The sequence below is a fragment of the Cnuibacter physcomitrellae genome (genome assembly GCF_014640535.1).
Lineage (GTDB): Bacteria > Actinomycetota > Actinomycetes > Actinomycetales > Microbacteriaceae > Cnuibacter > Cnuibacter physcomitrellae.
The window spans coordinates 798,036-818,869 of sequence record NZ_BMHD01000001.1 but is presented as its reverse complement, the minus strand read 5'-3'; the positions used below and the strand labels follow the sequence as shown (position 1 = coordinate 818,869).

Annotated in this window: 19 protein-coding genes; 12 read left to right on the top strand and 7 right to left on the bottom strand. The window is 72.4% G+C overall.

Annotated elements, in window-relative coordinates; all coding sequences use genetic code 11:
- Window positions 1-16 precede the first annotated feature (16 nt).
- Window positions 17-2,647, top strand: coding sequence for an MGH1-like glycoside hydrolase domain-containing protein (locus IEX69_RS03920; RefSeq protein ID WP_085019806.1), 2,631 nt, complete (start codon window positions 17-19; stop codon window positions 2,645-2,647).
- On the opposite strand, the gene IEX69_RS03915 is transcribed toward IEX69_RS03920, so the two are convergent.
- Together IEX69_RS03915 and IEX69_RS03910 are read right to left on the bottom strand one after the other, a co-directional pair.
- Entirely contained in the window at window positions 2,631-3,548 is a 918-nt protein-coding gene (locus IEX69_RS03915) for a DMT family transporter (RefSeq protein WP_085019805.1), read from the bottom strand. The two genes, IEX69_RS03920 and IEX69_RS03915, sit on opposite strands and share 17 nt — an antisense overlap.
- 101 nt (window positions 3,549-3,649) lie before the next feature.
- Entirely contained in the window at window positions 3,650-3,970 is a 321-nt protein-coding gene (locus tag IEX69_RS03910) for a hypothetical protein (RefSeq protein WP_085019804.1), read from the bottom strand.
- Window positions 3,971-4,081: 111 nt separating this feature from the next.
- On the opposite strand from IEX69_RS03910, the gene IEX69_RS03905 reads away from it, so the two are divergent.
- Window positions 4,082-5,686 (top strand): M20/M25/M40 family metallo-hydrolase, encoded by a 1,605-nt coding sequence (locus IEX69_RS03905; RefSeq protein WP_157127182.1) that lies wholly within the window; start codon window positions 4,082-4,084, stop codon window positions 5,684-5,686.
- A gap of 20 nt (window positions 5,687-5,706) precedes the next feature.
- Here IEX69_RS03905 and IEX69_RS03900 read toward each other — a convergent pair whose 3' ends face one another.
- Window positions 5,707-6,381 carry a GAP family protein gene (locus IEX69_RS03900; protein ID WP_085019803.1) on the bottom strand — a complete coding sequence of 225 codons (675 nt, stop codon included), beginning with the start codon at window positions 6,379-6,381 and terminating at the stop codon, window positions 5,707-5,709.
- A gap of 39 nt (window positions 6,382-6,420) precedes the next feature.
- Between IEX69_RS03900 and IEX69_RS03895 the strand changes: the two genes are divergently transcribed.
- From IEX69_RS03895 to IEX69_RS03870, 6 genes are read left to right on the top strand one after another with little or no spacing between them, the layout of a single operon-like run.
- A complete protein-coding gene (locus IEX69_RS03895) occupies window positions 6,421-7,749 on the top strand; it encodes a F390 synthetase-related protein (protein WP_174604451.1) in 1,329 nt (442 codons plus the stop codon).
- Complete coding sequence (locus IEX69_RS03890; RefSeq protein ID WP_085019801.1) at window positions 7,746-8,717, top strand: NAD-dependent epimerase/dehydratase family protein; 972 nt, start codon at window positions 7,746-7,748, stop codon at window positions 8,715-8,717. Before IEX69_RS03895 ends, IEX69_RS03890 begins: the two co-directional genes overlap by 4 nt.
- Window positions 8,714-9,763 (top strand): 3-oxoacyl-ACP synthase III family protein, encoded by a 1,050-nt coding sequence (locus tag IEX69_RS03885; RefSeq protein ID WP_085019800.1) that lies wholly within the window; start codon window positions 8,714-8,716, stop codon window positions 9,761-9,763. The genes IEX69_RS03890 and IEX69_RS03885 overlap by 4 nt, the downstream gene beginning before the upstream one ends.
- A gap of 46 nt (window positions 9,764-9,809) precedes the next feature.
- Window positions 9,810-10,988, top strand: a complete 1,179-nt coding sequence (locus IEX69_RS03880; RefSeq protein WP_085019799.1) for a cytochrome P450 — start codon at window positions 9,810-9,812, stop codon at window positions 10,986-10,988.
- A gap of 37 nt (window positions 10,989-11,025) precedes the next feature.
- Window positions 11,026-12,075 (top strand): zinc-dependent alcohol dehydrogenase family protein, encoded by a 1,050-nt coding sequence (locus tag IEX69_RS03875; protein WP_085019798.1) that lies wholly within the window; start codon window positions 11,026-11,028, stop codon window positions 12,073-12,075.
- Window positions 12,076-12,095: 20 nt separating this feature from the next.
- On the top strand, window positions 12,096-12,923 hold the full coding sequence (locus tag IEX69_RS03870; RefSeq protein WP_085021462.1) for a carbon-nitrogen hydrolase family protein: 828 nt from the start codon (window positions 12,096-12,098) through the stop codon (window positions 12,921-12,923).
- A 52-nt stretch (window positions 12,924-12,975) separates the two neighbouring features.
- On the opposite strand, the gene IEX69_RS03865 is transcribed toward IEX69_RS03870, so the two are convergent.
- Window positions 12,976-14,172 (bottom strand): pyridoxal phosphate-dependent aminotransferase, encoded by a 1,197-nt coding sequence (locus tag IEX69_RS03865; protein ID WP_085019797.1) that lies wholly within the window; start codon window positions 14,170-14,172, stop codon window positions 12,976-12,978.
- Between the two features lie 83 nt (window positions 14,173-14,255).
- Here IEX69_RS03865 and IEX69_RS03860 point away from each other — a divergent pair, with 83 nt between their 5' ends.
- Window positions 14,256-14,396 carry a hypothetical protein gene (locus IEX69_RS03860; RefSeq protein WP_157127181.1) on the top strand — a complete coding sequence of 47 codons (141 nt, stop codon included), beginning with the start codon at window positions 14,256-14,258 and terminating at the stop codon, window positions 14,394-14,396.
- 37 nt (window positions 14,397-14,433) lie between these two features.
- Window positions 14,434-16,383: a S1C family serine protease gene (locus IEX69_RS03855; protein ID WP_085019796.1), complete on the top strand. Its 1,950-nt coding sequence runs from the start codon at window positions 14,434-14,436 to the stop codon at window positions 16,381-16,383.
- A 63-nt stretch (window positions 16,384-16,446) separates the two neighbouring features.
- On the opposite strand, the gene IEX69_RS03850 is transcribed toward IEX69_RS03855, so the two are convergent.
- Together IEX69_RS03850 and IEX69_RS03845 are read right to left on the bottom strand one after the other, a co-directional pair.
- On the bottom strand, window positions 16,447-16,671 hold the full coding sequence (locus IEX69_RS03850; protein WP_085019795.1) for an LPXTG cell wall anchor domain-containing protein: 225 nt from the start codon (window positions 16,669-16,671) through the stop codon (window positions 16,447-16,449).
- 148 nt (window positions 16,672-16,819) lie between these two features.
- On the bottom strand, window positions 16,820-17,623 hold the full coding sequence (locus tag IEX69_RS03845; protein ID WP_085019794.1) for a hypothetical protein: 804 nt from the start codon (window positions 17,621-17,623) through the stop codon (window positions 16,820-16,822).
- A gap of 83 nt (window positions 17,624-17,706) precedes the next feature.
- Between IEX69_RS03845 and IEX69_RS03840 the strand changes: the two genes are divergently transcribed.
- The gene (locus tag IEX69_RS03840) at window positions 17,707-18,240 is read left to right on the top strand and encodes an MOSC domain-containing protein (RefSeq protein ID WP_229756222.1); all 534 of its coding nucleotides are present in this window, start codon (window positions 17,707-17,709) and stop codon (window positions 18,238-18,240) included.
- A gap of 156 nt (window positions 18,241-18,396) precedes the next feature.
- Here the strand turns inward: IEX69_RS03840 and IEX69_RS03835 are convergent, their stop codons facing one another.
- Entirely contained in the window at window positions 18,397-19,746 is a 1,350-nt protein-coding gene (locus IEX69_RS03835) for a ferredoxin reductase family protein (RefSeq protein ID WP_085019793.1), read from the bottom strand.
- Between the two features lie 110 nt (window positions 19,747-19,856).
- Here IEX69_RS03835 and IEX69_RS03830 point away from each other — a divergent pair, with 110 nt between their 5' ends.
- Complete coding sequence (locus IEX69_RS03830) at window positions 19,857-20,822, top strand: LLM class F420-dependent oxidoreductase (RefSeq protein WP_085019792.1); 966 nt, start codon at window positions 19,857-19,859, stop codon at window positions 20,820-20,822.
- Window positions 20,823-20,834 lie beyond the last annotated feature (12 nt).

The following is a 20,834-nucleotide window of genomic DNA, read 5'->3' as shown; positions in this document are numbered from 1 at the left end:
TCGCTAGGATCGGACCATGTCGGAGGGCGGCGGGGCGGGCGCAGGCGAGGGCGCCGAAGCCCGACGGATGGCGGAGGTCGAGGTCGCGGGCTGGCGCGACTGGGGCCCGTACCTCGCGGAGCGCGCCTGGGGCACGGTGCGGGAGGACTACAGCGCCGACGGCGACGCCTGGCGATCCTTCCCTCACGACCACGCTCGCAGCCGCACCTACCGGTGGAACGAGGACGGCATGGCCGGCTTCTGCGACCTCGACCAGCGCTGGTGTCTCGGGCTCGCGCTCTGGAATGGCGTCGACCCCATCCTCAAGGAGAGGATGTTCGGCCTGTCGGGCCCCGAGGGCAACCACGGCGAGGACGTCAAGGAGTACTGGTGGTACCTCGACGCGACTCCGTCCCACTCGTGGAACACCTGGCGGTACCACTATCCGCAGGCGGCCTTCCCGTACGAGCGCCTGGTCGAGGAGAACGCGGCCCGGTCCAAGCTCGAGGACGAGTTCGAGCTGGTCGACACCGGCGTCTTCGACGACGGCCGGTACTGGATCGTGACGGTCGACTACGCCAAGGCCTCGGCGCACGACCTGGTGATGCGCGTCGGCGTCGAGAACGCCGGACCGGAGGCGGCCACGATCGACGTCCTGCCCTCGCTGTGGCTGCGCAACACCTGGAGCTGGGACGTCGACCCCGGTGTCGTGCCGTCGTTGCGCGCCGAGGACGGCGACGTCGTCGTGACGCTCCCCGACGAGGAGCGGCTCCGCCTCCGCGTCGACCCCGCCAGCGACGTGCGTCCCGACGAGCTGCTGTTCTGCGACAACGTGTCCGACTCCGCGCGGCTGTGGGGTGAGGCGCCGCTCTCGCCGTACCCGAAGGACGGGATCGGCGACCACGTGGTCTCCGGGCTCGACACGGTGAACCCCGAGCAGGTCGGGACGAGGTCGGCCGTCCGATTCCGGCTCGACGTGCCGGCGGGCGAGACCAGGACGGTCGTGCTGCGGCTCAGCCGATCCGAGGAGGAGGACACCGGGGCCGACTCGCTCTCGGTCCTCGCCGAGCGCCGCCGCGAGGCCGACGAGTTCTACGCGGGCGTCATCGGACGGGACGTCCCCGCCGACGAGGCCGTCGTCGCGCGCCAGGCGTTCGCCGGGCTGCTCTGGTCGAAGCAGTTCTTCCACTTCGACGTGCGCCGGTGGCTGGAGGGCGACCCGACCGCACCGCCGCCTCCGCCGGGGCGCGGTGCGATCCGCAACGGGGACTGGCCCCACCTCGTGAGCCACGACGTCATCCTCATGCCCGACCCGTGGGAGTACCCGTGGTTCGCCGCCTGGGATCTCGCCTTCCACTGCGTGACGATGGCGCACATCGACCCCGGCTTCGCCAAGCAGCAGCTCGTGCTCCTGCTGCGCGAGTGGTACATGCACCCGAACGGGCAGCTGCCCGCCTACGAATGGGACTTCTCGGATGTCAACCCGCCGATCGAGGCGTGGGCCGCCCTGCGTGTGTACGAGATCGACGGATCCCGGGACCAGGCGTTCCTCGGACGCGTCTTCCACAAGCTGCTGATGAACTTCACCTGGTGGACGAACAACAAGGACCACGGCGACAACAACCTCTTCGAGGGCGGGTTCATGGGGCTCGACAACATCGCGCCCGTGGACCGGTCGACACTGCCGCCCGCCGTGGGCGTCCTGGAGCAGGCCGATGCGACCGCGTGGATGGCGACCTACGCCCTGCACCTGCTCGAGATGGCGCTCGTCCTCACCGATCGCGACCCCGTCTACGAGGACGTCGCGACGAAGTTCTTCGAGCACTTCCTCTCGATCGCGGCGTCGGCGAACGACGCGGGCCTCTGGGACGACGCCGACGCGTTCTACTACGACGTGCTCCACCTCGCCGACGGACGCGACGTCCCGATGCGGGTGCGGTCGCTCGTGGGGCTGGTGCCGGTGACCGCCTCGCTCGTGCTGGAGGGGACGCGGGCGCCCGCGCTGACCGAGTTCATGCAGCGTGCCCGCGTCTTCCTGGAGCGCAACCCGCAGACGCGCCAGGCGATCCACGCCGGTGACGGCGTGGCCCGCGACGAGACGCTGCTGGCCCTCGTGCCGCCCGAACGACTCCGACGCGTGCTCGGCGGCGTCTTCGACGAGTCGCGGATGCTGTCCCCGCACGGCATCCGCAGCATCTCCGCCTGGCACAGGGAGAACCCCTTCACCGTCGAGGTGGCGGGCACGACCGCCACCGTCGACTACGAGCCCGGCGAGTCGACGAGCGGGCTGTTCGGCGGCAACTCGAACTGGCGAGGGCCCGTCTGGTTCCCGCTCAACGCGCTCATCATCGAGTCGCTCCGCCGCTACGACGTCAGCCTCGATCGGAGCCACACGATCGAGTACCCCGCCGGGTCCGGCGAGCAGCACACCCTGGGCGAGATCGCCGACGACCTGAGCGCTCGGCTCACGTCGCTCTTCCTGTCGGTGGACGGCGCTCCACGTCCCTCCGACGCGCGCTATCCGCTGCTCTCCGAGGACCAGCACTGGCGCGACAACATCGCGTTCTACGAGTACTACCACGGCGACTCCGGGCAGGGCCTCGGGGCGGCGCATCAGACGGGGTGGACCGCGATCGTCGCCCACCTCATCCTCACGCGGTCGCGCTGACCGATCTGCGCCGGGGGATCGCCAGCACGAGGATCCCGAGGGCGAGCACGACGAGCCCCGCGGTGGCGGTGGCGTCGAGGGTCTCACCGAGCACGAGGAGGCCGAGCAGGGTGGCCGTGAGCGGCTCGGCGAGCGTGAGCGTCGAGACCGTCGCGGGAGACAGGCGCGCCAGCCCCCATCCGAAGAGCACGTAGGCGACGGTCGTGGTGACGATGCCGAGCCAGAGCGCGAGCAGGGCGCCCTCGGGGGTGACGAGCCAGGACGGACCGGACAGCAGCAGGAGGGGGAGGCTGGCGGCCGCGGCCCAGCCGAAGAGCACGCCCATGGTCGAGGTCGAGGACCACCCGCGATCGAGGAGCGCCTTGCCCGCGAGCGTGTAGGCCGCGTACGACGCGCCCGCCCCGAGCGAGGCGAGGAGTCCGATGCCGCTCACGCTGCCCGTCGACCCCGCGGTGATGCCGCTGAGGAGGACGACGCCGATCGTCGCGACCGCGGTCGCGACCACCCAGATCCATCCGGGGAACCGGCGGCTGAGCGCCCAGTCGGCGACCCCGGTCAGCACGGGTGCCGACCCGAGGGCCACGATCGTCCCGATGGCCACCCCGTTGGTCTCGGTGCCGAGGAAGAAGAGCGGCTGGTAGGCGACCACGCCGGCTGCTCCGAGGGCGATGACGAGGGGGGTGGGCATTCCGCGCCGCGCTCCACCCCGGGGAGCGGCCGCCGGCTCCGCCGACCGCCGCCGCGACAGCAGCCAGGCCACCAGCGCGAGCAGCCCTCCGCCGATCAGGATGCGCGCAGCGCCCACCGAGAGCGCGCCGGCCTCCACGTCGGCGAGCGCTCGAGCCGACCCGGTGGTGCCGAAGCACACGGCGGCGAGGAGCACGGCGAGGACGGGGCGCACCCGCCTATTCTGCCGTCTCCACCCGTTCCGCCACGTCCGGGCTGTCGCGCCACAGCGATCGACGTGGCGGAACCACCTCGGCGTGGCGCGACGGGGAGGGGCTAGCGCGCCTGCGCGAGGCCGATCGCGAGCACCGAGGCGAGGCCGGTCGCGGCGATGAGCCCGAACAGCACGGCCAGGAGGGTCAGCCGCACCCGGCCGGGGCGGGCGAGGAGTCGCACCTCGAGCATCCCGCCGTAGAGCACGACGATGGCGATCAGCGACCAGAACGCGACGCCCGCGGGCTGGAGACCGAGCATCGCGGCGAGGAGGGCCACGCAGATGGCGGCCATGATCCCGCCGACCACGAGCCAGATGGTGCCTGTCGAGGTGGTGAGCGAGGGCTGGTTGGTGACCCTGGTCGGATCGTCGTCGTCTCTCATCGTGTGCCTCGCCTCATCCTACGCACGGCGTTTCGGTTCTGTTACGGTTGCCGCGATGTGCCTCGGACGGGGGATATCCTCGCCCGAACACCTACAGACCGAGGAGGACCGGTGGGGAGACACACGAGACGGTTGCTGGCGGCGGGACTCGGAGCGGGGGTGATCTTCGCCGCGGCGACAGCGCTGCCGGCTGCGGCGGAGGATCCGGCCGACTTCGACGAGCGCGTCAGCGCGGCGGCGATCATGGAGCACCTGCAGGCGCTCCAGGACATCGCCGACGCGAACGGCGGCACGCGGGCGATCGGCACGCCGGGGTACGAGGCGAGCGCGGCGTACATCGAGAGCGTGCTCGCCTCGGCGGGCTATGAGACCGAGCGTCAGCCGTTCGTCGCGAACACGCAGACCATCGACCAGGGCACGTACGTGTTCGAGGTCACGGGCGCCGACGTGCCCGACGGGGTGCCGATGGAGTTCACGCCCGGTACGCCCTCGGGAGCCATCGTCGACGTGGCGGCGGTCGCGCCGGCGACGGCGACCGGATGCGACGCGACGGAGTGGGGTGGCGTCGACGCCACCGGCCTCGTCGCCGTCGTCAGCCGCGGTGTGTGCCCCTTCAGCGCGAAGTCCCTGGCGGCCGCGGAGGCCGGCGCGGTCGCCGTCGTGATCTACGACAACGATCCCGCCGCGGAGTCCCTCAACGGGACGCTGGGCGGACCGACCCCCGGCACGGTGCCCTCGATCGGGGTGACCCTCGCCGAGGGCCAGGCTCTCGTGGCGGCCCTGGACGACGTGACCTTCACGATCACCATCGACGAGGAGACCACCAGCGTCGACACGTTCAACGTGCTCGCGCAGAGCCCCGGTGTCGACGAGACCGGGGGAGTCGTCATGATCGGCGCCCACCTCGACTCGGTGCCCGAGGGCCCGGGCATCAACGACAACGGCAGCGGCAGCGCCGCCATCCTCGAGACCGCGGTGCAGCTGGCCGCGTCCGGCACGCCGCAGCACCCCGTGCGCTTCGCCTGGTGGGGCGCCGAGGAGGTGGGCCTCGTCGGCTCGACCTACTACACCTCGTCGCTGACGGATGAGGAGATCGCCGAGATCTCGGCCTACCTCAACTTCGACATGGTCGGCTCGCCGAACTACGTCATCGCCACCTACGACGCCGACGAGTCGACGTTCCCCGCGGACGACGTCGAGGTGCCCGAGGGATCGGCGGAGCTGGAGGCCATCTTCACCGACTGGTTCGACTCCGTCGGACAGCCCCACATCGACACTCCGTTCGACGGCAGGAGCGACTACCAGGGCTTCATCGACGCCGGCATCCCCTCGTCGGGGCTCTTCACCGGCGCGGAGGACATCAAGACCGCGGAGGAGGCGGCGTTGTTCGGCGGTACCGCGGGAGCGGCGTACGACCCCAACTACCACCAGCCGGGTGACACGATCGAGAACGTGAGCGTCGAGGCGATCGGGATCAACGCGGCCGCCATCGCCCACGCGGTCGACGTGCTCGCGATCGTCCCCGACCCCGCGCCGGCTCCGGTCGTGCCGGTGCCGAGCCCCAGCGACCCGGGGAGCGCGTCGGGAGCCCAGCCGGCACTCGCGGCCACCGGCTCCGACCCCGCACCCGCGGTGCTGGCCGGAGGCGCGCTCGTGCTGGGTGGACTGGTGCTCGCCCTGGCCCTCGGTCGGCGGAGGACGACAGCCCGACCGTGAGTCCGTCCTCGGCTCGGGCCTCAGACGTGCGTGAGGCCCGAGCCGAGGATCACGACGCCGACCACGAGGAGGACGATCGTCGAGACCAGCGCGCTGTTCGCCTCGAGCCAGGCGTGGGCTCGCTCCAGCGGGACACGGGTGCGCCCGGGGTTGGCGTAGGCCACGATGATCGGCGCAGCGAGGGTGGAGAGCCCGAGCACCACGTAGACGACGATCCCCACGATCGCGTCGAGCGGATCACGCGCGACGGGACCGATCGCGACCCCGGCGGCGACCGTGAGCAGGAGGTTCTTCGGCCGCAGCATCAGCACCAGACCCACGCCGAAGGCGGGTACCGGACCGACCGACGACACCCGGCGCATCCAGGCCGGCGTGCTGCGGGGCGGCTCGCCCCGATGCCGCCGGGCGCGGACGAGCCGCACGGCCGCGATCGCGAGCAGCCCGAGACCGGCCACGATCTCCACCGCGGCGATCCAGGGGCTCGACCCCGACAGGTGCGGCGCCGGGAGGAGGGAGGCGAGGAGGGTCAGCACGGTGGTCAGGGCGATCAACCCGATGGCCGCGCCGATGAGGTAGGTCAGGCTCGCGATGCGCCCGCGCGGCGAGAGCAGGATGAGGATCATCACGACGATCGGCACCGTGCTGAACGCGATCCCGAGGGCGATCGGCAGCACGTGTCCGATGATCCCCGCCATGCGCTCATCGTATCGGGGGCCGCCGCGTATCCTGGCGGGGTGGTGAGCCGGGGGAGCGCGCGGGAACGAGGGACCCTCGTCGTCCGGTTCGTGCGGGCCCGATGGGGCTACCGCTTCCGCGGCCGGGCCCAGCTCGAGCGGTGGCAGCGGCGCAGGGTCGCCCGGCACCTGAGGGTCCACGGCGCTCGGGCACCGTTCTACGCACCCCTGGTCGGGCCCGGTGCCCGGTTCGACCGGATCCCCGTGGTCGACAAGACGGCGACGCTCCACCGGTTCGACGAGATGAACACCCGCGGGGTGAGGCTCGCCGACGCCCTCGCCGTGGCGCGGCAGGCCGAGCGGACCCGCGACTTCGCACCGCTGGTCGCAGGCGACCTCACGGTCGGCCTCTCCAGCGGGACCTCCGGGAGACCGGGCGTCTTCCTGGTCAGCCCTCGAGAGCGGATGAGGTGGGCGGGCACCGTGCTGGCGCGGGTCCTCGACGCCGGGGCCGTCCGCCGGCTCCTCCTGCCCTGGACCAGGCCGCTCGAGATCCGGTTCTTCCTCCGCGCGGGCGGGCACCTGTACGAGTCCGTCCGGAGCTCGCGGGTGCGCTTCGTCTTCCACGACCTGCTCGAGCCGCTCGACACGCACGTCTCCTCGCTGGCGGGGTCGAGGCATCCGATCGACGTGCTGGTGGCGCCCGCCTCGGTGCTCGTCGCCCTGGCCGCCCGACGGGTCGCGGGCGACCTGCCGGTCGCCGTGCGCCAGGTGGTCTCCGTCGCGGAGGTGCTCGATCCGCACGATCGCGACCTCGTGGAGCGAGCCTTCGGAGTGCGTGTCTCGGAGGTGTACCAGGCCACGGAGGGCCTCCTCGCCCTGAGCTGCCCCGCGGGCTCCCTCCATCTCCACGAGGAGAGCGTGCTCGTCGAGCGCGACCCGCTCGGCGGGGGCCGGTTCGTTCCGATCGTCACCGACTTCGACCGCTCGACGCAGCTCGTGGTGCGGTACCGCCTCGACGACGTCCTCCGGGTCTCGCCGCTGCAGTGCGCGTGCGGTCGGGTGACGCGGGTGCTGGAGGCCGTCGAGGGCCGGGAGGACGACGTGCTCCACCTGCCGGGCGAGTCGCGACGCGTCGAGGTGTTCCCGGACACGGTCCGGCGCGCGATGGCCGTGCCGAGCGTGGAGTGGGCGGACTGGCGCATCCGCCAGCACGGCACGGTCGTCGAGCTGGCGCTGCTCGGCTGCGCCGACGAGGGGGCGGTGCGCGACTCGCTGGCGGCGTCGCTGGCGGCGCTCGGCGTCCATCGTCCCGACGTGCGGCTGGTGCCCTGGCCGAGCGAGGATCCCACCGCGAAGGTCCGGCGCGTCGCTCGCGTGGTCGCATGACCGTCGTCGTCACCGGCGCGTCGGGATTCGTCGGCGGCGCTGTCGCCGACCGGCTCAGGGCCGAGGGCGTGCGGGTCGTCGGGCTCTCGCGACGGGAGGTCGCGCATTCCGATCACGTCCGCCTCGATCTGAGCGCACCCGACGCCGTCGCTCGGCTGCGGGAGCTGCCGGCGGTGCCCGACGTGATCGTGCACGCGGCGGCCCGCGCCGAGCCGTGGGGGACCGCGGCGCAGTACCGGGAGGGCACCGTCGCGACGACCGCGGCCGTGGTGCGCTGGGCGGCGGCGTCGCACCCGCGTCCGCGGCTCGTCCACGTCTCGACCGCGTCCGTGCTGTACTCGGGACGGGACCGTCGGGGAGTGCCCTCCGACGAGGATCCCGGACCGCGCTACGTGGGCGGCTACGCGCGGACGAAGGCCGAGGCGGAACGGGTGGTGCGGTCGTACCCCGGCGAGTGGGTGATCCTCCGGCCTCGCGCGGTCTTCGGACCGGGCGACACGGCCCTCCTCCCTCGGCTGCTGGAGGCGGCCGACCGGGGTCGTCTGCCGCGGTTCCGTCGCAGCCCGGTGAGTGACCTCGTCTTCCTCGACGACCTCGTCGACGCCGTGGTGGAGGCGTGCGGCGACGCGTCGATGGCCCGCCGGACCTTCGGCGTGGCCGGGCCGGAGGCGGTCGACCTCCAGGACGTGGTGGGACGCGTGCTCGCCGCGACGGGACGTGCTCCGTCCGCGCGCGCGGTGCCGCGGTGGCTCGCCGTCGCCGCGGCCGGGGCCGTCGAGCGGATGTGGGCGGTCACGCGGCCCGGACGGGAGCCCCCGATCACCCGGTACGCGCTCCTCGCCTACGCGTGCTCGTTCACCTTCGACCGCGCCGTCGAGGCGCCTCTGCTCGTCGGCCGGACCCCGGTCGACGAGGCGATCCGCCGCACCGTGGCCGCTCTCGGCACCGATACCCTGAGGACGCCGTGACCGATCCTCTCCGCCCCCGTCGTTCCGCCGTCGTGGCGTGCGCCACGCACCTGCCGGCGACGCTCCGCACCACGGCGGAGACCGAGGACCGGCTGCGCGCCGACAACCCCAGGCTGACGCTGCCCACCGGGCTCCTCCGCAGGATCACCGGTGTCGAGAGCGTGCACGTCGCGGAACCGGGCACCCAGGCATCCGACCTAGCCGTCGCCGCGGCCCGCCAGGCCCTCCGGGAGTCGCCGGGCGACGTCGACCTCCTCGTGTTCGCCTCGGGGAGCCAGGACCTCATCGAGCCGGCGACGAGCCACATCGTGGCGGAGCGGCTCGGTGTCGGCTGCGCCGTCTTCGACGTGAAGAACGCCTGCAACAGCGTGCTGAACGGGATGCAGGTGGCGGATGCGCTCATCGCGACCGGCCAGTACCGGCGCGCCCTCGTGGTGACGGGCGAGATGCCCTCCTATGCCGTCCGCTGGCGGGTCGATTCCCGCGAGCAGTTCCTCCGCTCGTTCGGCGGCTACACGATGAGCGACGGGGGAGCCGCCGTCCTCCTCGAGGCGCTGGATGCGCCGGCGGCGTCGGACGGGCACGCCCCGGCCGACGACCGCGGCATCCTCGGGTCGCGCTTCCTCGCCCGATCGGAGCACTGGGGAGTGGGCACCATCCCCGCCGGCGGGACCGTCAACCCGCACTCCGAGGGCGGCGCGTACTTCGACATGGACGGCGCGGCGCTGCAGGCGGCATTCACCTCGGTCGGCGTCGGCCTCGTGGCGGAGACGCTCGCCTCGCTCGGGCACGGCGTCGACGACCTCGACTTCGTCGCCCTCCACCAGGTGGCGCGCCCGTACCACGATCGGATCGTCGAGGTGCTCGGGGTCGATCGCGAGCGCACCCTCCTCACGGTGACCGAGCACGGCAACCTCGCCTCCGCCACGCTGCCGTTCCAGCTGGCAGAAGCCCGGGCCTCGGGTCGGGTCGGCCCGGGGAGCCTCGTCGCCCTGGTCGGCCTCGCCGCGGGCATCTCCCTCGGGGCGATGGTGATCCGCCTGTGAACGGATGGCCGGGCGAGGGGCGTGCCCCGGGAGCGGGGGCCCGCCGGTGAGCGGGGTCGTCGTCGGGGGTGAGCGCCGCTGGGAGGAACGGGTGCAGCGGGCCGCGCATCCGTTCGTGTACCCGCTGCTGTCCCGCCTGAAGGCGCCCGTGCGCCGGATCCCGGGTGTCGGGGTCGTCGTCACCGACGCCGCGCTCCTGCGTTCCGTGCTGCTCGACACCGCGACGTTCACCAAGACCGGCCCGGGCTCGCCGGCCGACCTCTGGACGCCCGTGCTCGGTCCGCGCGTGCTGCTCAACATGGAGGGTGCGGATCACGTCGCGCTGCGGCGGCGGCTCGGCCCGCTGTTCGCCCCCGCCGCGGTCGACGCCCTGGTCGCCGACTCGCTGGGCGCCGACCTCGCCGCGGTCACCGACGTCCTGGCCGACGGGGGAGAGGCGGATCTCGTGGCGGTCGCGAGAGGGTCGGCGACCCGCGTGATCCGCCGGCTGGTCGGCATCGAGGGCGAGCTCGGGGGAGACCTGTTCTCGCGGATCTCGGCGATCACCGGATACGTGCGCCTCACCCGGCACGGGCTGACCCCCAGGCAGGTCGCCGCCGCGCGGGAGGTGCTCGACGAGCTGACCGTGCACGCCCGCGCCGCCTACGCGGCCGGGGACGAGAGCACGGTGCCCGGCCGGATGCGCGGGCTCGGGCTCTCGGAGGAGGAGGCGATGGGCGCGGTGGGCGCGTTCGTGCTCACCGGGACCGAGACCCTCGTGTCGCACGTGCCGCGGATGATCGCGATCCTCCTCGACACGGGGTGGCTGGGAGCGCTCGCCCGGGGGAGGGCGCCGCTCGACGATGCCATCGCGGAGTCGCTGCGGGTCACGACCCCCACTCCGGTGATGCTCCGCAGCGTCGCCGCCGACGGCAGCGTGGGGCCGGTCGCCGTGCGCCGCGGCGACCGCCTCGTGCTCGCGACGTTCCTGGCCGACCGCGCATCCGGTCGCTTCGACCCCATCGGCGCCCCCGCGGTCTCGCTCAAGCAGCTGTGGTTCGGCGCGGGCGTTCACTTCTGCCTCGGCGCGCCGCTCGCGATGGCGCAGATCCGGGCGACTCTCGAGGCGGTGCTTGCCGCGGAGCGGTCCGTGCCGCTCCGGATCGTGCGCCGGCGAGCCCTGCGCCGCACGCTGATCCCCGGGTACGCCTCGCTCGTGGTGGGCGCGGCTCCCGCGCACGCCTGAGCGGGGACGGGGGAGCGCGAGCGGTTAGAGTCGGACCATGCGCGCAGTCGTCTTCAACGGCGTCCACGACGTCTCCGTCGAGGAGGTCCCCGACCCCGAGATCCACCTGCCGACGGATGCGATCGTCCGCGTCCTGGCGACCTGCGTCTGCGGATCCGACCTCTGGTACTACCGAGGCGAGAGCGAGCGGAAGCCGGGCTCCCGCATCGGCCACGAGTTCGTGGGCGTCGTCGAGGAGGTCGGGTCGGCGGTCTCGACGGTCGCCGTGGGCGACGTCGTGATCGCGCCCTTCGCGTTCAGCGACGGCACCTGTCCCAACTGCGCCTTCGGATTCCCGTCGTCGTGCATCCACGGCGGGGTGTGGGGAGGACGCGACGCCGAGGGCTTCCGAGCCGACGGCGGCCAGGGCGAGCTCGTCCGGGCACCGCTGGCCGACGGGACGCTCGTCGTCGTCCCCGGGGGCATGCCCTCGGAGGAGCTCCTTCCCTCGCTCCTCGCGCTCTCCGACGTGATGGGCACCGGTCACCACGCCGCGATCTCGGCCGGCGTGCGGCCCGGAGCGACCGTCGCGGTGGTCGGCGACGGCGCGGTCGGACTCAGCGGGGTCATCGCGGCCAAGCGGCTGGGCGCGGAGCGGATCATCGCGCTGAGCCGTCACGCCGACCGGCAGGCGCTCGCGCGGGAGCTGGGAGCGACGGACGTCGTCGAGCAGCGCGGGCCCGATGCCATCGAGCCCGTGCTCTCGCTGACGGTCGGCGTCGGAGTGGACGCGGTGCTCGAGTGCGTCGGCACGGGCGAGTCGATGGCCACGGCGTTCGCCATCGCCCGGCCGGGCTCGCGGGTGGGCTACGTCGGGGTCCCGCACGGCGCGGAGGTTCCGCTCCAGGCCGCCTTCCGGCACAACGTGGGGCTGGTGGGAGGCATGGCCCCGGTCCGCGCGTACCTCCCCGAGCTGCTCGAGGACGTCCTGGCGGGGACGATCACCCCGGGGCGGCTGTTCGACTTCCGCGGCGGACTCGACGACATCCCGGCCGGATACGCCGCGATGGACGAGCGCCGCGCGATCAAGGCGATGGCGAGACTGTGACGGACGAGGAGCGGACGACGATGACGGACACGGAAGCGCGTCGACTCGGGTTCGGCGTGGGCATCGCCCAGTTCGCGCCGAGCGAGGACACCGGCCGGAACCTCGCCGTGATCGAGCGCCTCGCCGCGGAGGCGGTCCGGCGGGGGGCCTCCCTGGTGGTGTTCCCGGAGTACTCGTCGTCGTTCCGCGACCCGATCGGGCCGGAGCTCGTCGGCGACGCCGAGCCGCTCGACGGCGACTTCGTCACGGAGCTGGCGCGGATCTCGACCGATCTCGACGTGCACCTCATCGCGGGGATGGTGGCGGAAGCCGCCGACGGCGCCCGGTTCCGCAACCTCCTGGTCGCGGTCTCACCGGGGGAGGGCCTCGTGGCCTCCTACGGCAAGCTGCACCTCTACGACGCGTTCGGCGGACGCGAGAGCGACTGGGTGGAGGCCGCGGCCATCACCGAGCCGGAGACCTTCTCCATCCAGGGCATCACCATCGGCCTGCAGACCTGCTACGACGTGCGGTTCCCCGAGGTGTCGCGTCGCCTCGTCGACGCGGGCGCGGACGTCATCGCGATCCCGGCGGAATGGGTGCGCGGTCCTCTGAAGGAGCACCACTGGCGGACCCTCGTCACGGCACGGGCGCTGGAGAACACGGTGTACGTGGTCGCCGCCGACCAGACTCCCCCCGTCGGCGTGGGCTCGAGCCTCGTCGTCGATCCGATGGGCGTCACCCTCGCCTCGCTCGGCGAGCGCGAGGACGTCGCGGTGGCCTGGATCGACCCGCACCGCATCGACGACGTGCGCCGTGTGAACCCGGCTCTTGCCCTGCGCCGCTTCGGCGTGCATCCGCTGGAATAGCCCGCGCGCTCCCATTCCTTCGGGAGCGATGCGGATCGGCGGCAGGCTCCGGTCAGCGGGACAGCGCGGAGAGCTGAGCGACGGCGCGCTCCAGCACGGGAACGCGTTTGCAGAAGGCGAACCGGACGAGGCTCGAGTACTCCGCGGCGAGTCCCGGCCCGCAGAAGGCGCTGATCGGGACGCCGACGACGCCGGCGAGTCCAGGCAGGTCGCGGCAGAGCTGGGCCCCGTCCCGATACCCGAGCGGGGCGGCGTCCGCCACCACGAAGTATGTCCCGTCGGGGCGGGTCACCTCGAACCCCGCCGCCTCGAGGCCCGCCGCCAGGAGATCGCGCTTGCCTTGGAGCGTCGAGGCGACGTCCGCGTAGTAGGCATCCGGCAGGGCCAGTCCGGCGGCGATCGCGGGCTGGAACGGCGCGCCGTTGACGTACGTGAGGAACTGCTTCACGGCGAGCACCGCCGTGATCAGCTCGGGCGTGGAGATCGCCCAGCCGATCTTCCATCCGGTGGTGCTGAACGTCTTTCCCGCCGACGAGATCGTCACCGTGCGCTCCGCAGCGCCGGGGAGGGTGGCGACGGGGATGTGCCGCACACCGAACGTCAGGTGCTCGTACACCTCGTCGGTGACGATGACGGCGTCATGCCGTTCGGCGAGCTCGACGACGAGCTCGAGCGTGGCCCGGTCGAAGACCGCGCCGGTCGGGTTGTGCGGGTTGTTGATCAGGATGACGCGCGTGCGGTCGGTGACGGCGGAGCGCAGCTCGTCGAGGTCGGGCTGGAACCCCGGGCGGCGCAGCGGAACGGTGCGGTGCACCCCGCCGGCGAGCGCGATCACGCCGCCGTAGGCGTCGTAGTAGGGCTCGAAGGTCACCACCTCGTCGCCGGGCTCGAGCAGGGCGAGCAGGGTGGCGGCGAGGGCCTCGGTGGCGCCGGCCGTCACGAGCACCTCGGTCTCCGGGTCGACCTCGAGTCCGTAGAAGCGGCGCTGGTGCTCGGCGACGGCCTCGCGGAGGACGCTCAGCCCGCGACCCGGCGGGTACTGGTTGACGCCGTCGGCGATCGCCGCTCGAGCCGCCTCGAGGACCTCCGCCGGCCCGTCCTCGTCGGGGAAGCCCTGACCGAGGTTGATCGCGCCGGTGCGCTGCGCCAACGCGCTCATCTCGGCGAAGATGGTGGAGGCGATGCTGCCGTCGGGGGCGAGGAGGCCCGCCCCGGCCGCGGCGCGTCGCCACGATCCGCTGATGTCCATGTTCCCTCGATCTCGTGCCCAGACAACCCTATTCGGTGTCTCGGGCACCGGCCGCCACGTGACGGCATGCGACGTCGCCGATCGTGGGTGAGGAGATCGTGGGCGAGGAGATCGTGGGCGAGGAGATCGTGGGCGAGGAGATCGTGGGCGAGGATGAGAGCAGGGTCACAACCAGACGGCAGCCGCCATCCAGCCCGGTCATAGATTTCCCACAGGTTGCCTGAGAAGGCTGGTTCCTGCTTGGAAGGAGCACAGCACACCATGTCAGACAGCACCGAGAACCCGGTCGGCTCGCCCGCCGAGGAGAACCCGAAGCCGACCCCCGCCTCGGAGCAGACGGCGCCGACGGAGCGCTTCACCGCTCCCGGGTCGGATCAGCCCGCCACGGCTGCATGGACGCAGCCCGCCGCCCCCGCGCATCCCCTCGGCCAGGAGGCTCCGGTCGCAGCGTCGCCGCAGCCCACCACCCCCATCCCGCCCGCTGCGCCGCCGCAGCAGTCGACCCCGCCGGTCTCGTCCCCGCAGGTGCACCAGACCCCCACGCAGCCGACCGCGCCGCTGCACCAGGGTCAGTCCCTGCAGTCGTCTCAGCCCACGCAGCCGACCGCGCCGCTGCACCAGGGTCAGTCGCTGCAGTCGTCTCAGCCCACGCAGCCGACCGCGCCGCTGCACCAGGGTCAGTCGCTGCAGTCGTCTCAGCCCACGCAGCCCACCGCGCCGCTCGGCCAGGGCCAGGCGCCCCAGCCGCCCTACGGCCAGGCGGCCGCCTACCAGCGACCCACCGCCCCGTACCCGACCGCGCCGTACGGTCAGCAGTACGCGCGCAGCGACTACGGCAACGGCTCGTTCGGGGCTCCCGGTCAGCAGTACGCCGCGCCGCGCGACCCGGCCTTCAACTCCGCCGCCTATGCGGCCTCCGGCGCGCACACCGCTCCGCAGAAGCCGGAGCGCAAGCGTCGGGGCGGCGTCGCCTTGATCGCAGCGCTCGCCATCGGCGCCGTCATCGGCGGTGCCTCGGGCGCCGGCATCAGCGTCTGGGCGCTCAGCTCGAACCAGGCCGGGGCCTCGAACTCTGCATCGGGCCCGACCTCCATCACGGTGAACGACCCGCAGAACACGGACTGGGTGACGGCCGTCGCCCAGAAGGCCTCGCCCTCCGTGGTGACGATCAGCGCGACCGCCGGCTCCTCCGGCGGCACCGGATCCGGTGTCATCCTGAGCGCCGACGGATACGTCGCGACGAACACGCACGTCGTCACGCTCGACGGGGCCACGTCCGACGCCACCCTGAGGGTGACCGCCGACGACGGCCGCATCTACGACGCCACGATCGTCGGCACCGACCCCGTCAACGACCTCGCGGTGATCAAGCTCAAGGACGCGTCGGGCCTGACCCCGATCGAGTTCGCCGACTCGTCGAAGCTCAACGTCGGTGACAACGTCGTCGCCATCGGCGCGCCGCTCGGCTACTCGGGCACCGTGACCAACGGCATCGTCAGCGCCCTCAACCGCAGCATCACCGTCGCCTCGTCCGCGGCCCCGGCCGACCCGGAGACCCCGAACCAGGGCCAGGGTGGCGACGGCGGATCCGGCGGCTCCGGCGGCAGCGGACAGAGCCCGTTCGACTTCTGGAACTTCGACTTCCCCGGACAGGAGACCCCGAACCAGGGGCAGAGCGGATCGTCCTCGGCCAGCGAGACCATCGCGCTGTCCGTGATCCAGACCGACGCGTCGATCAACCCGGGCAACTCGGGGGGCGCGCTGCTCGACGACGAGGGTCGTCTCATCGGCATCAACGTGGCGATCGCATCCTCAGGGCAGTCCGCAGCGAACGGCGGCCAGGCGGGAAGCGTCGGCGTGGGCTTCTCGATCCCCTCGGAGACCGTCAAGCGGGTCACCGACGAGATCATCAAGGACGGCAAGGCCTCGCACGGCCTGCTCGGCGCCGGTGTCGCCGACGCGAGCCAGGCGCCGGATGCCACGACCACCGGTGCGCTCATCAACTCCGTCACCGACGGGGGAGCGGCGCAGAAGGCGGGGCTCCAGGTGGGAGACGTCGTCACGGCGTTGAACGGCATCCAGGTCGAGGACTACATCGACCTCACCGCCCTGGTCCGTGCGCAGGCTGCGGGCGCGACCGTGCAGATCACCTATCAGCGCGACGGGCAGTCCAAGACCGTCGACGTCACCCTCGGCGCCTTCCAGGGCTGACCGCGGACAGAGGAAGGGCCGGGAGCGAACGCTCCCGGCCCTTCCTCGATGAACGAGGCGCGATCAGCGCGAGGACTTGGCCGCCGTGAACTTCGCGACGACGACGGCGACGCCTGCCACGAGCAGGAGGATGCCGGCGGTGACGAGCATGGGCGTGAAGTCGGCGCCGGTCTGAGCGAGCACCGGCTGATCGGCCGGCTCGGTCGTCGACGCCGCGGAGGCGGCACCCGCACCCAGGCCGAGGAAGGCGGCGAGTGCGAACACACCGGTGAGGATGCGGACCCTCATGCGTTCCCCCTTCTCGCTGGTCCTCAGGCGACCAGGTGAACGGATGGTCGCTCGCCGACAGGTATCGGCTGTGCTCCAGGGTACCACCGGTACCCCTCGGAAGGAGGGCGCGCGGGAACTCGGCGTGGCAGGTCGCTCGTCGGGTGCCTCAGATGCGGATGTCGGGCACCCGGTCGAGCTCCTCCAGGGCGGGGAGGTCCTTCCTCCGTCCGCTGGGCAGCATCCGGCGCGGATCCAGTCGGCCCCTCTCCCGAGGAGCCTTCGCCTCACGCGGGGTGATCTCGAGGTCGGAGGTGAACCAGAGCGGGGCGGGTCCGAACGCGGACCGGCTGCTCTGCACCACCGTCCGGCCCAGGACCAGGTTGCCGACGCCGCCGATGGCCGCGCCCACGCCGAACGGCACGAGCCGCCCCACCACGTTGGCGCCCTGGCCGACCGCGAAGCGCTTGACGAAGACGCGCTTGAGCTGGTCGGCGATCGGCCCGACGACCATGCTGGGCAGCGAGCTCGTCACGACCTGGCCCCAGTAGGCGTTCCGGGTGACACCCGTGCCCGTCGCCTGCCCGGCGATCTGACGCAGCAGGTCGCTGCCCGCCTTGCCCATCATGAGCGTCATCACGAGGGCTCGTGCCCGGTCGCGGTCGGACACGGCGATCCCGTGCACCTCGGTGACCGACTGGGCGAACAGAGCCGTGGTCTCGAGGAAGCCCGCCGTCTCCGCGCCGCTCAGGGCGAGCGCGGTCCCCGTCCCGACGAAGGGCAGCATCGAGCTCGCGCCGACCGCCGCGCCACCTGAGGTGACGGCGGCGAGGTAGCGCCGTTCGAGGATCGTGATCAGCCGCGCCGGGTCGGCGTCGGGATGGAGGCGCCGAATCCCGCGCAGGTGCGCGAGGACGGCGGGACGCTGCACGCTCAGCAGGCGGTCGACGGTGCGATCGAGTCCGGAGGCCATGCCTCCACTCTGCCCCGCCCGAGCGACGACGGCGTCGAAGCGCGGGGCACTTCTCAGCACAGTCGCGGCGTAGTGTGCACTCCGTGGCCCTGCATCCCGTGACGATCGAGCACCTGCTCGTGTCGACGCGGCATCGCTACGAGGGCCGCCCTGCCGACGGTCCGCTGCCCGCTCCGGAGGGGGAGCCCGAGGAACGTGAGACGATCGAGCTCCGGGCCGGGCTGGGCGCGGTCGGCGACCGCTACTTCGGACACCGCGCCCATCGCGACGCCGCGGTGACGGTCTTCGACGCGGCGTCCCTCGATCACGTGACGGCGGAGACGGGCATCCGCGATCTCGACCCCGCGGCCACTCGGCGCACCATCACCATCCGGGGGTTCCCGATCGACTCGCTGGTGGGGCGGCTCTTCGCGCTCGACTCGGGCGCCGGTCCGGTGCGCTTCCGCGGGCACCGCGCCGCGAACCCCTGCGCCTGGATGGACGTCACGCTGGCTCCCGGCGCGTTCCGCGCCCTGCGCGGGCGCGGCGGGGTGCGCTGCGTCCCGACGGACGACGGCACCCTCTCCCTCGGCCCCGCGCTGCTCGACGACGACCCGACTCCTCCCGCCGACGTCTGACGCGACGCGGCTGCGGGATCGACCGACAGGGCCGCGGGTCCGGCTCAGGCCGGCGTCACGAGCACCTGCGCCAGGACGGCCCATCCCACGCAGGCCCCCACGAGGACCAGCGCCACGGCGAGGGCAGCCCAGCGGGCCGCGTGTCTGCGCCACATGTCACACCATCCCGAACCGCTCGGAGTGGATGGCGTCACGACGCACACCACCCGCGGCGAGCGCCGCCTCGACCTGATCCATCATCGCGTCCGGGCCGCAGATGCAGAACGACGAGCCCGGCGGCGTGTCGGGCAGCAGACGTGCGACGAGTGCCGCGTCCACGTGCCCGCGCTCGCCGGTCCACCCCGCCGACCCCTTCGACAGCACGTGCACCACCCTCAGATCCATGCGCGCCTGCAGTGCCTCGATCTGCTCGAGGCACGGGATCTCCGTCTCGCTGCGGTTGCCGAGCCACAGCACGCACTCGCGATCGTCGCCCCGGTCGGCGAGGGTCTCCAGCATCCCGAGCAGCGGGGTGACGCCCACGCCGGCCCCGACGAAGACCACCGGCCCCGTGTCGGGGAGCACGAAGGCGCCGAACGGGCCGTCGACGTAGACGGTGTCGCCCGGGACGAGGTCGCCGATCTCGCGGCTGAAGCCGTCGTGCGCCTTGATCGAGAAGCGGATGCGGTGGGGATGCAGCGCGCTCGAGGAGATCGAGAACGGGTGGTAGCTCAGCGAGAACGGGGATCGGCGGGCCTGCAGCCACGCGAACTGACCCGGATCGAAGTGGAAGCGATGCGGGGCGTACGACGTCGGATCGAGCAGGCGCAGGGTGACGGTGGTGACCGAGCCCACATCGTCCTCGATCGACTCCACGACCCACTTCCGATGCCGTCGGACGAGCGGCTTCACGAGCCTCACCCACACGCCGAGCGCGATGAACGCGGCGCTGTAGGCGATCCACAGCGTCTGCTCCCACCACTCCCGCACGTAGTACCCCACCAGCAGCACGTGGAGGAGCGCGGTCACCACGACGGCGACGGCGAGCACCGCGTGGGTGGCCTGCCACGTCTCGTACCGGATCCGGAGCCGCCGCCGGAACACGGACATCACGATGAGCACGATGAGCAGGATCACCGAGCCCACCGCGAACTTCGCCCTGAGCGGCGAGGTGACGACGTCCAGCAGTCCCAGCAGGCTCGTGTCGACGACGAACAGGATGATCGGATGCGCGAACACCAGCAGCGTGGCGAGGTAGGCCATCTGCTTGTGGAATTCGAGGACCACGTCCATCCCCACCGGGTGCACGACGAGGAACGACCGGGCGGCCATGACGAACTGGAGCCCGAACATGGCGAGGCCGACGAACCCGAGCGCCACGGAGAGGTTGATCCAGAAGCCGCGCCCGGGGTCGAGGCTGATCATCCCGAGCGGCAGCGGGAGCACGGCGAGGACGGTGTAGATCGCGATCCACAGCACGAACGCGCCTCGACTGCGACGACGCAGCACCCCGCGGATCCCCGCCATCCGATCCCTCTCGTCAGTCGCTGAAGCATACGGTCTGCTGATCGTGACGAGCGCATCCGACACGATCCGAGCACGCTGGAGGAGACGGAGAACTTCAGGAGAGGGCAGAGATGACGCGCTTCGGATACACGCTCATGACCGAGCAGAGCGGCCCGCGAGACCTCGTACGGTACGCGGTGGCCGCCGAGCGAGCCGGCTTCGACTTCGAGGTGTCGAGCGACCACTACTCGCCGTGGCTCACCGAGCAGGGCCACGCGCCGTACGCATGGACGGTCCTCGGCGCGGTCGCGCAGGCCACCGAGCGCGTGGAGCTGGCGACCTACGTCACCTGCCCCACGGTCCGCTACCACCCCGCCGTCATCGCGCAGAAGTCGGCGACCCTGCAGCTGCTGAGCGAGGGCCGCTTCATCCTGGGCCTCGGCTCGGGGGAGAACCTCAACGAGCACGTGGTCGGGGAGGGCTGGCCGGCCGTCGACGCGCGGCAGGACATGTTCGAGGAGGCGGTGACGATCATCCGGGAGCTCCACACCGGCGAGCTCGTGACCTGGGAGGGGCAGTACTTCCGGGTCGACTCCGCGCGCATCTGGGATCTGCCGGACGAGGGCGTCCCGATCGGGATCGCCGTCTCGGGCGAGAAGTCGATCGAGCGGTTCGCTCCGCTCGGCGACCACCTCATCGCGGTGCAGCCGGAGGGCGACCTCGTCTCGGGATGGACCGAGAAGAAGGGCGAGCAGACCCGGTCGATCGGTCAGATCCCGATCTGCTGGGGACGCGACAAGGACGCGGCGATCGAGAAGGCGCACGCGCAGTTCCGCTGGTTCGGCGGCGGCTGGGCGGTCAACGCCGATCTGCCGACTCCCGCGGGCTTCGCCGCCGCCAGTCAGTTCGTGAGGCCGGAGGACGTGGCGTCCTCGATCGCCTGCGGACCCGACCTCGACGAGCTGGCGGAGAGCGTGCGTCCGTTCCTCGACGCAGGGTTCACCGACGTCGCGCTGGTCCAGGTGGGCGACGAGGGGCAGGACGAGTTCCTCGCCGAGGTCGCCGAGCCCCTGCTCGAGCGGCTGCGGGCCCTCTGAGGTGCGGCCCCG

Bases quoted from the DNA above. Each gene is read 5' to 3' on its own strand.
- IEX69_RS03845 (WP_085019794.1), bottom strand. From the start codon at position 17,623: ATGGCCTCCGGACTCGATCGCACCGTCGACCGCCTGCTGAGCGTGCAG.
- IEX69_RS03900 (WP_085019803.1), bottom strand. From the start codon at position 6,381: ATGGCGGGGATCATCGGACACGTGCTGCCGATCGCCCTCGGGATCGCG.
- IEX69_RS03830 (WP_085019792.1), top strand. From the start codon at position 19,857: ATGACGCGCTTCGGATACACGCTCATGACCGAGCAGAGCGGCCCGCGA.
- IEX69_RS03865 (WP_085019797.1), bottom strand. From the start codon at position 14,172: ATGGACATCAGCGGATCGTGGCGACGCGCCGCGGCCGGGGCGGGCCTC.
- IEX69_RS03875 (WP_085019798.1), top strand. From the start codon at position 11,026: ATGCGCGCAGTCGTCTTCAACGGCGTCCACGACGTCTCCGTCGAGGAG.
- IEX69_RS03870 (WP_085021462.1), top strand. From the start codon at position 12,096: ATGACGGACACGGAAGCGCGTCGACTCGGGTTCGGCGTGGGCATCGCC.
- IEX69_RS03890 (WP_085019801.1), top strand. From the start codon at position 7,746: ATGACCGTCGTCGTCACCGGCGCGTCGGGATTCGTCGGCGGCGCTGTC.
- IEX69_RS03855 (WP_085019796.1), top strand. From the start codon at position 14,434: ATGTCAGACAGCACCGAGAACCCGGTCGGCTCGCCCGCCGAGGAGAAC.
- IEX69_RS03850 (WP_085019795.1), bottom strand. From the start codon at position 16,671: ATGAGGGTCCGCATCCTCACCGGTGTGTTCGCACTCGCCGCCTTCCTC.
- IEX69_RS03910 (WP_085019804.1), bottom strand. From the start codon at position 3,970: ATGAGAGACGACGACGATCCGACCAGGGTCACCAACCAGCCCTCGCTC.
- IEX69_RS03920 (WP_085019806.1), top strand. From the start codon at position 17: ATGTCGGAGGGCGGCGGGGCGGGCGCAGGCGAGGGCGCCGAAGCCCGA.
- IEX69_RS03835 (WP_085019793.1), bottom strand. From the start codon at position 19,746: ATGGCGGGGATCCGCGGGGTGCTGCGTCGTCGCAGTCGAGGCGCGTTC.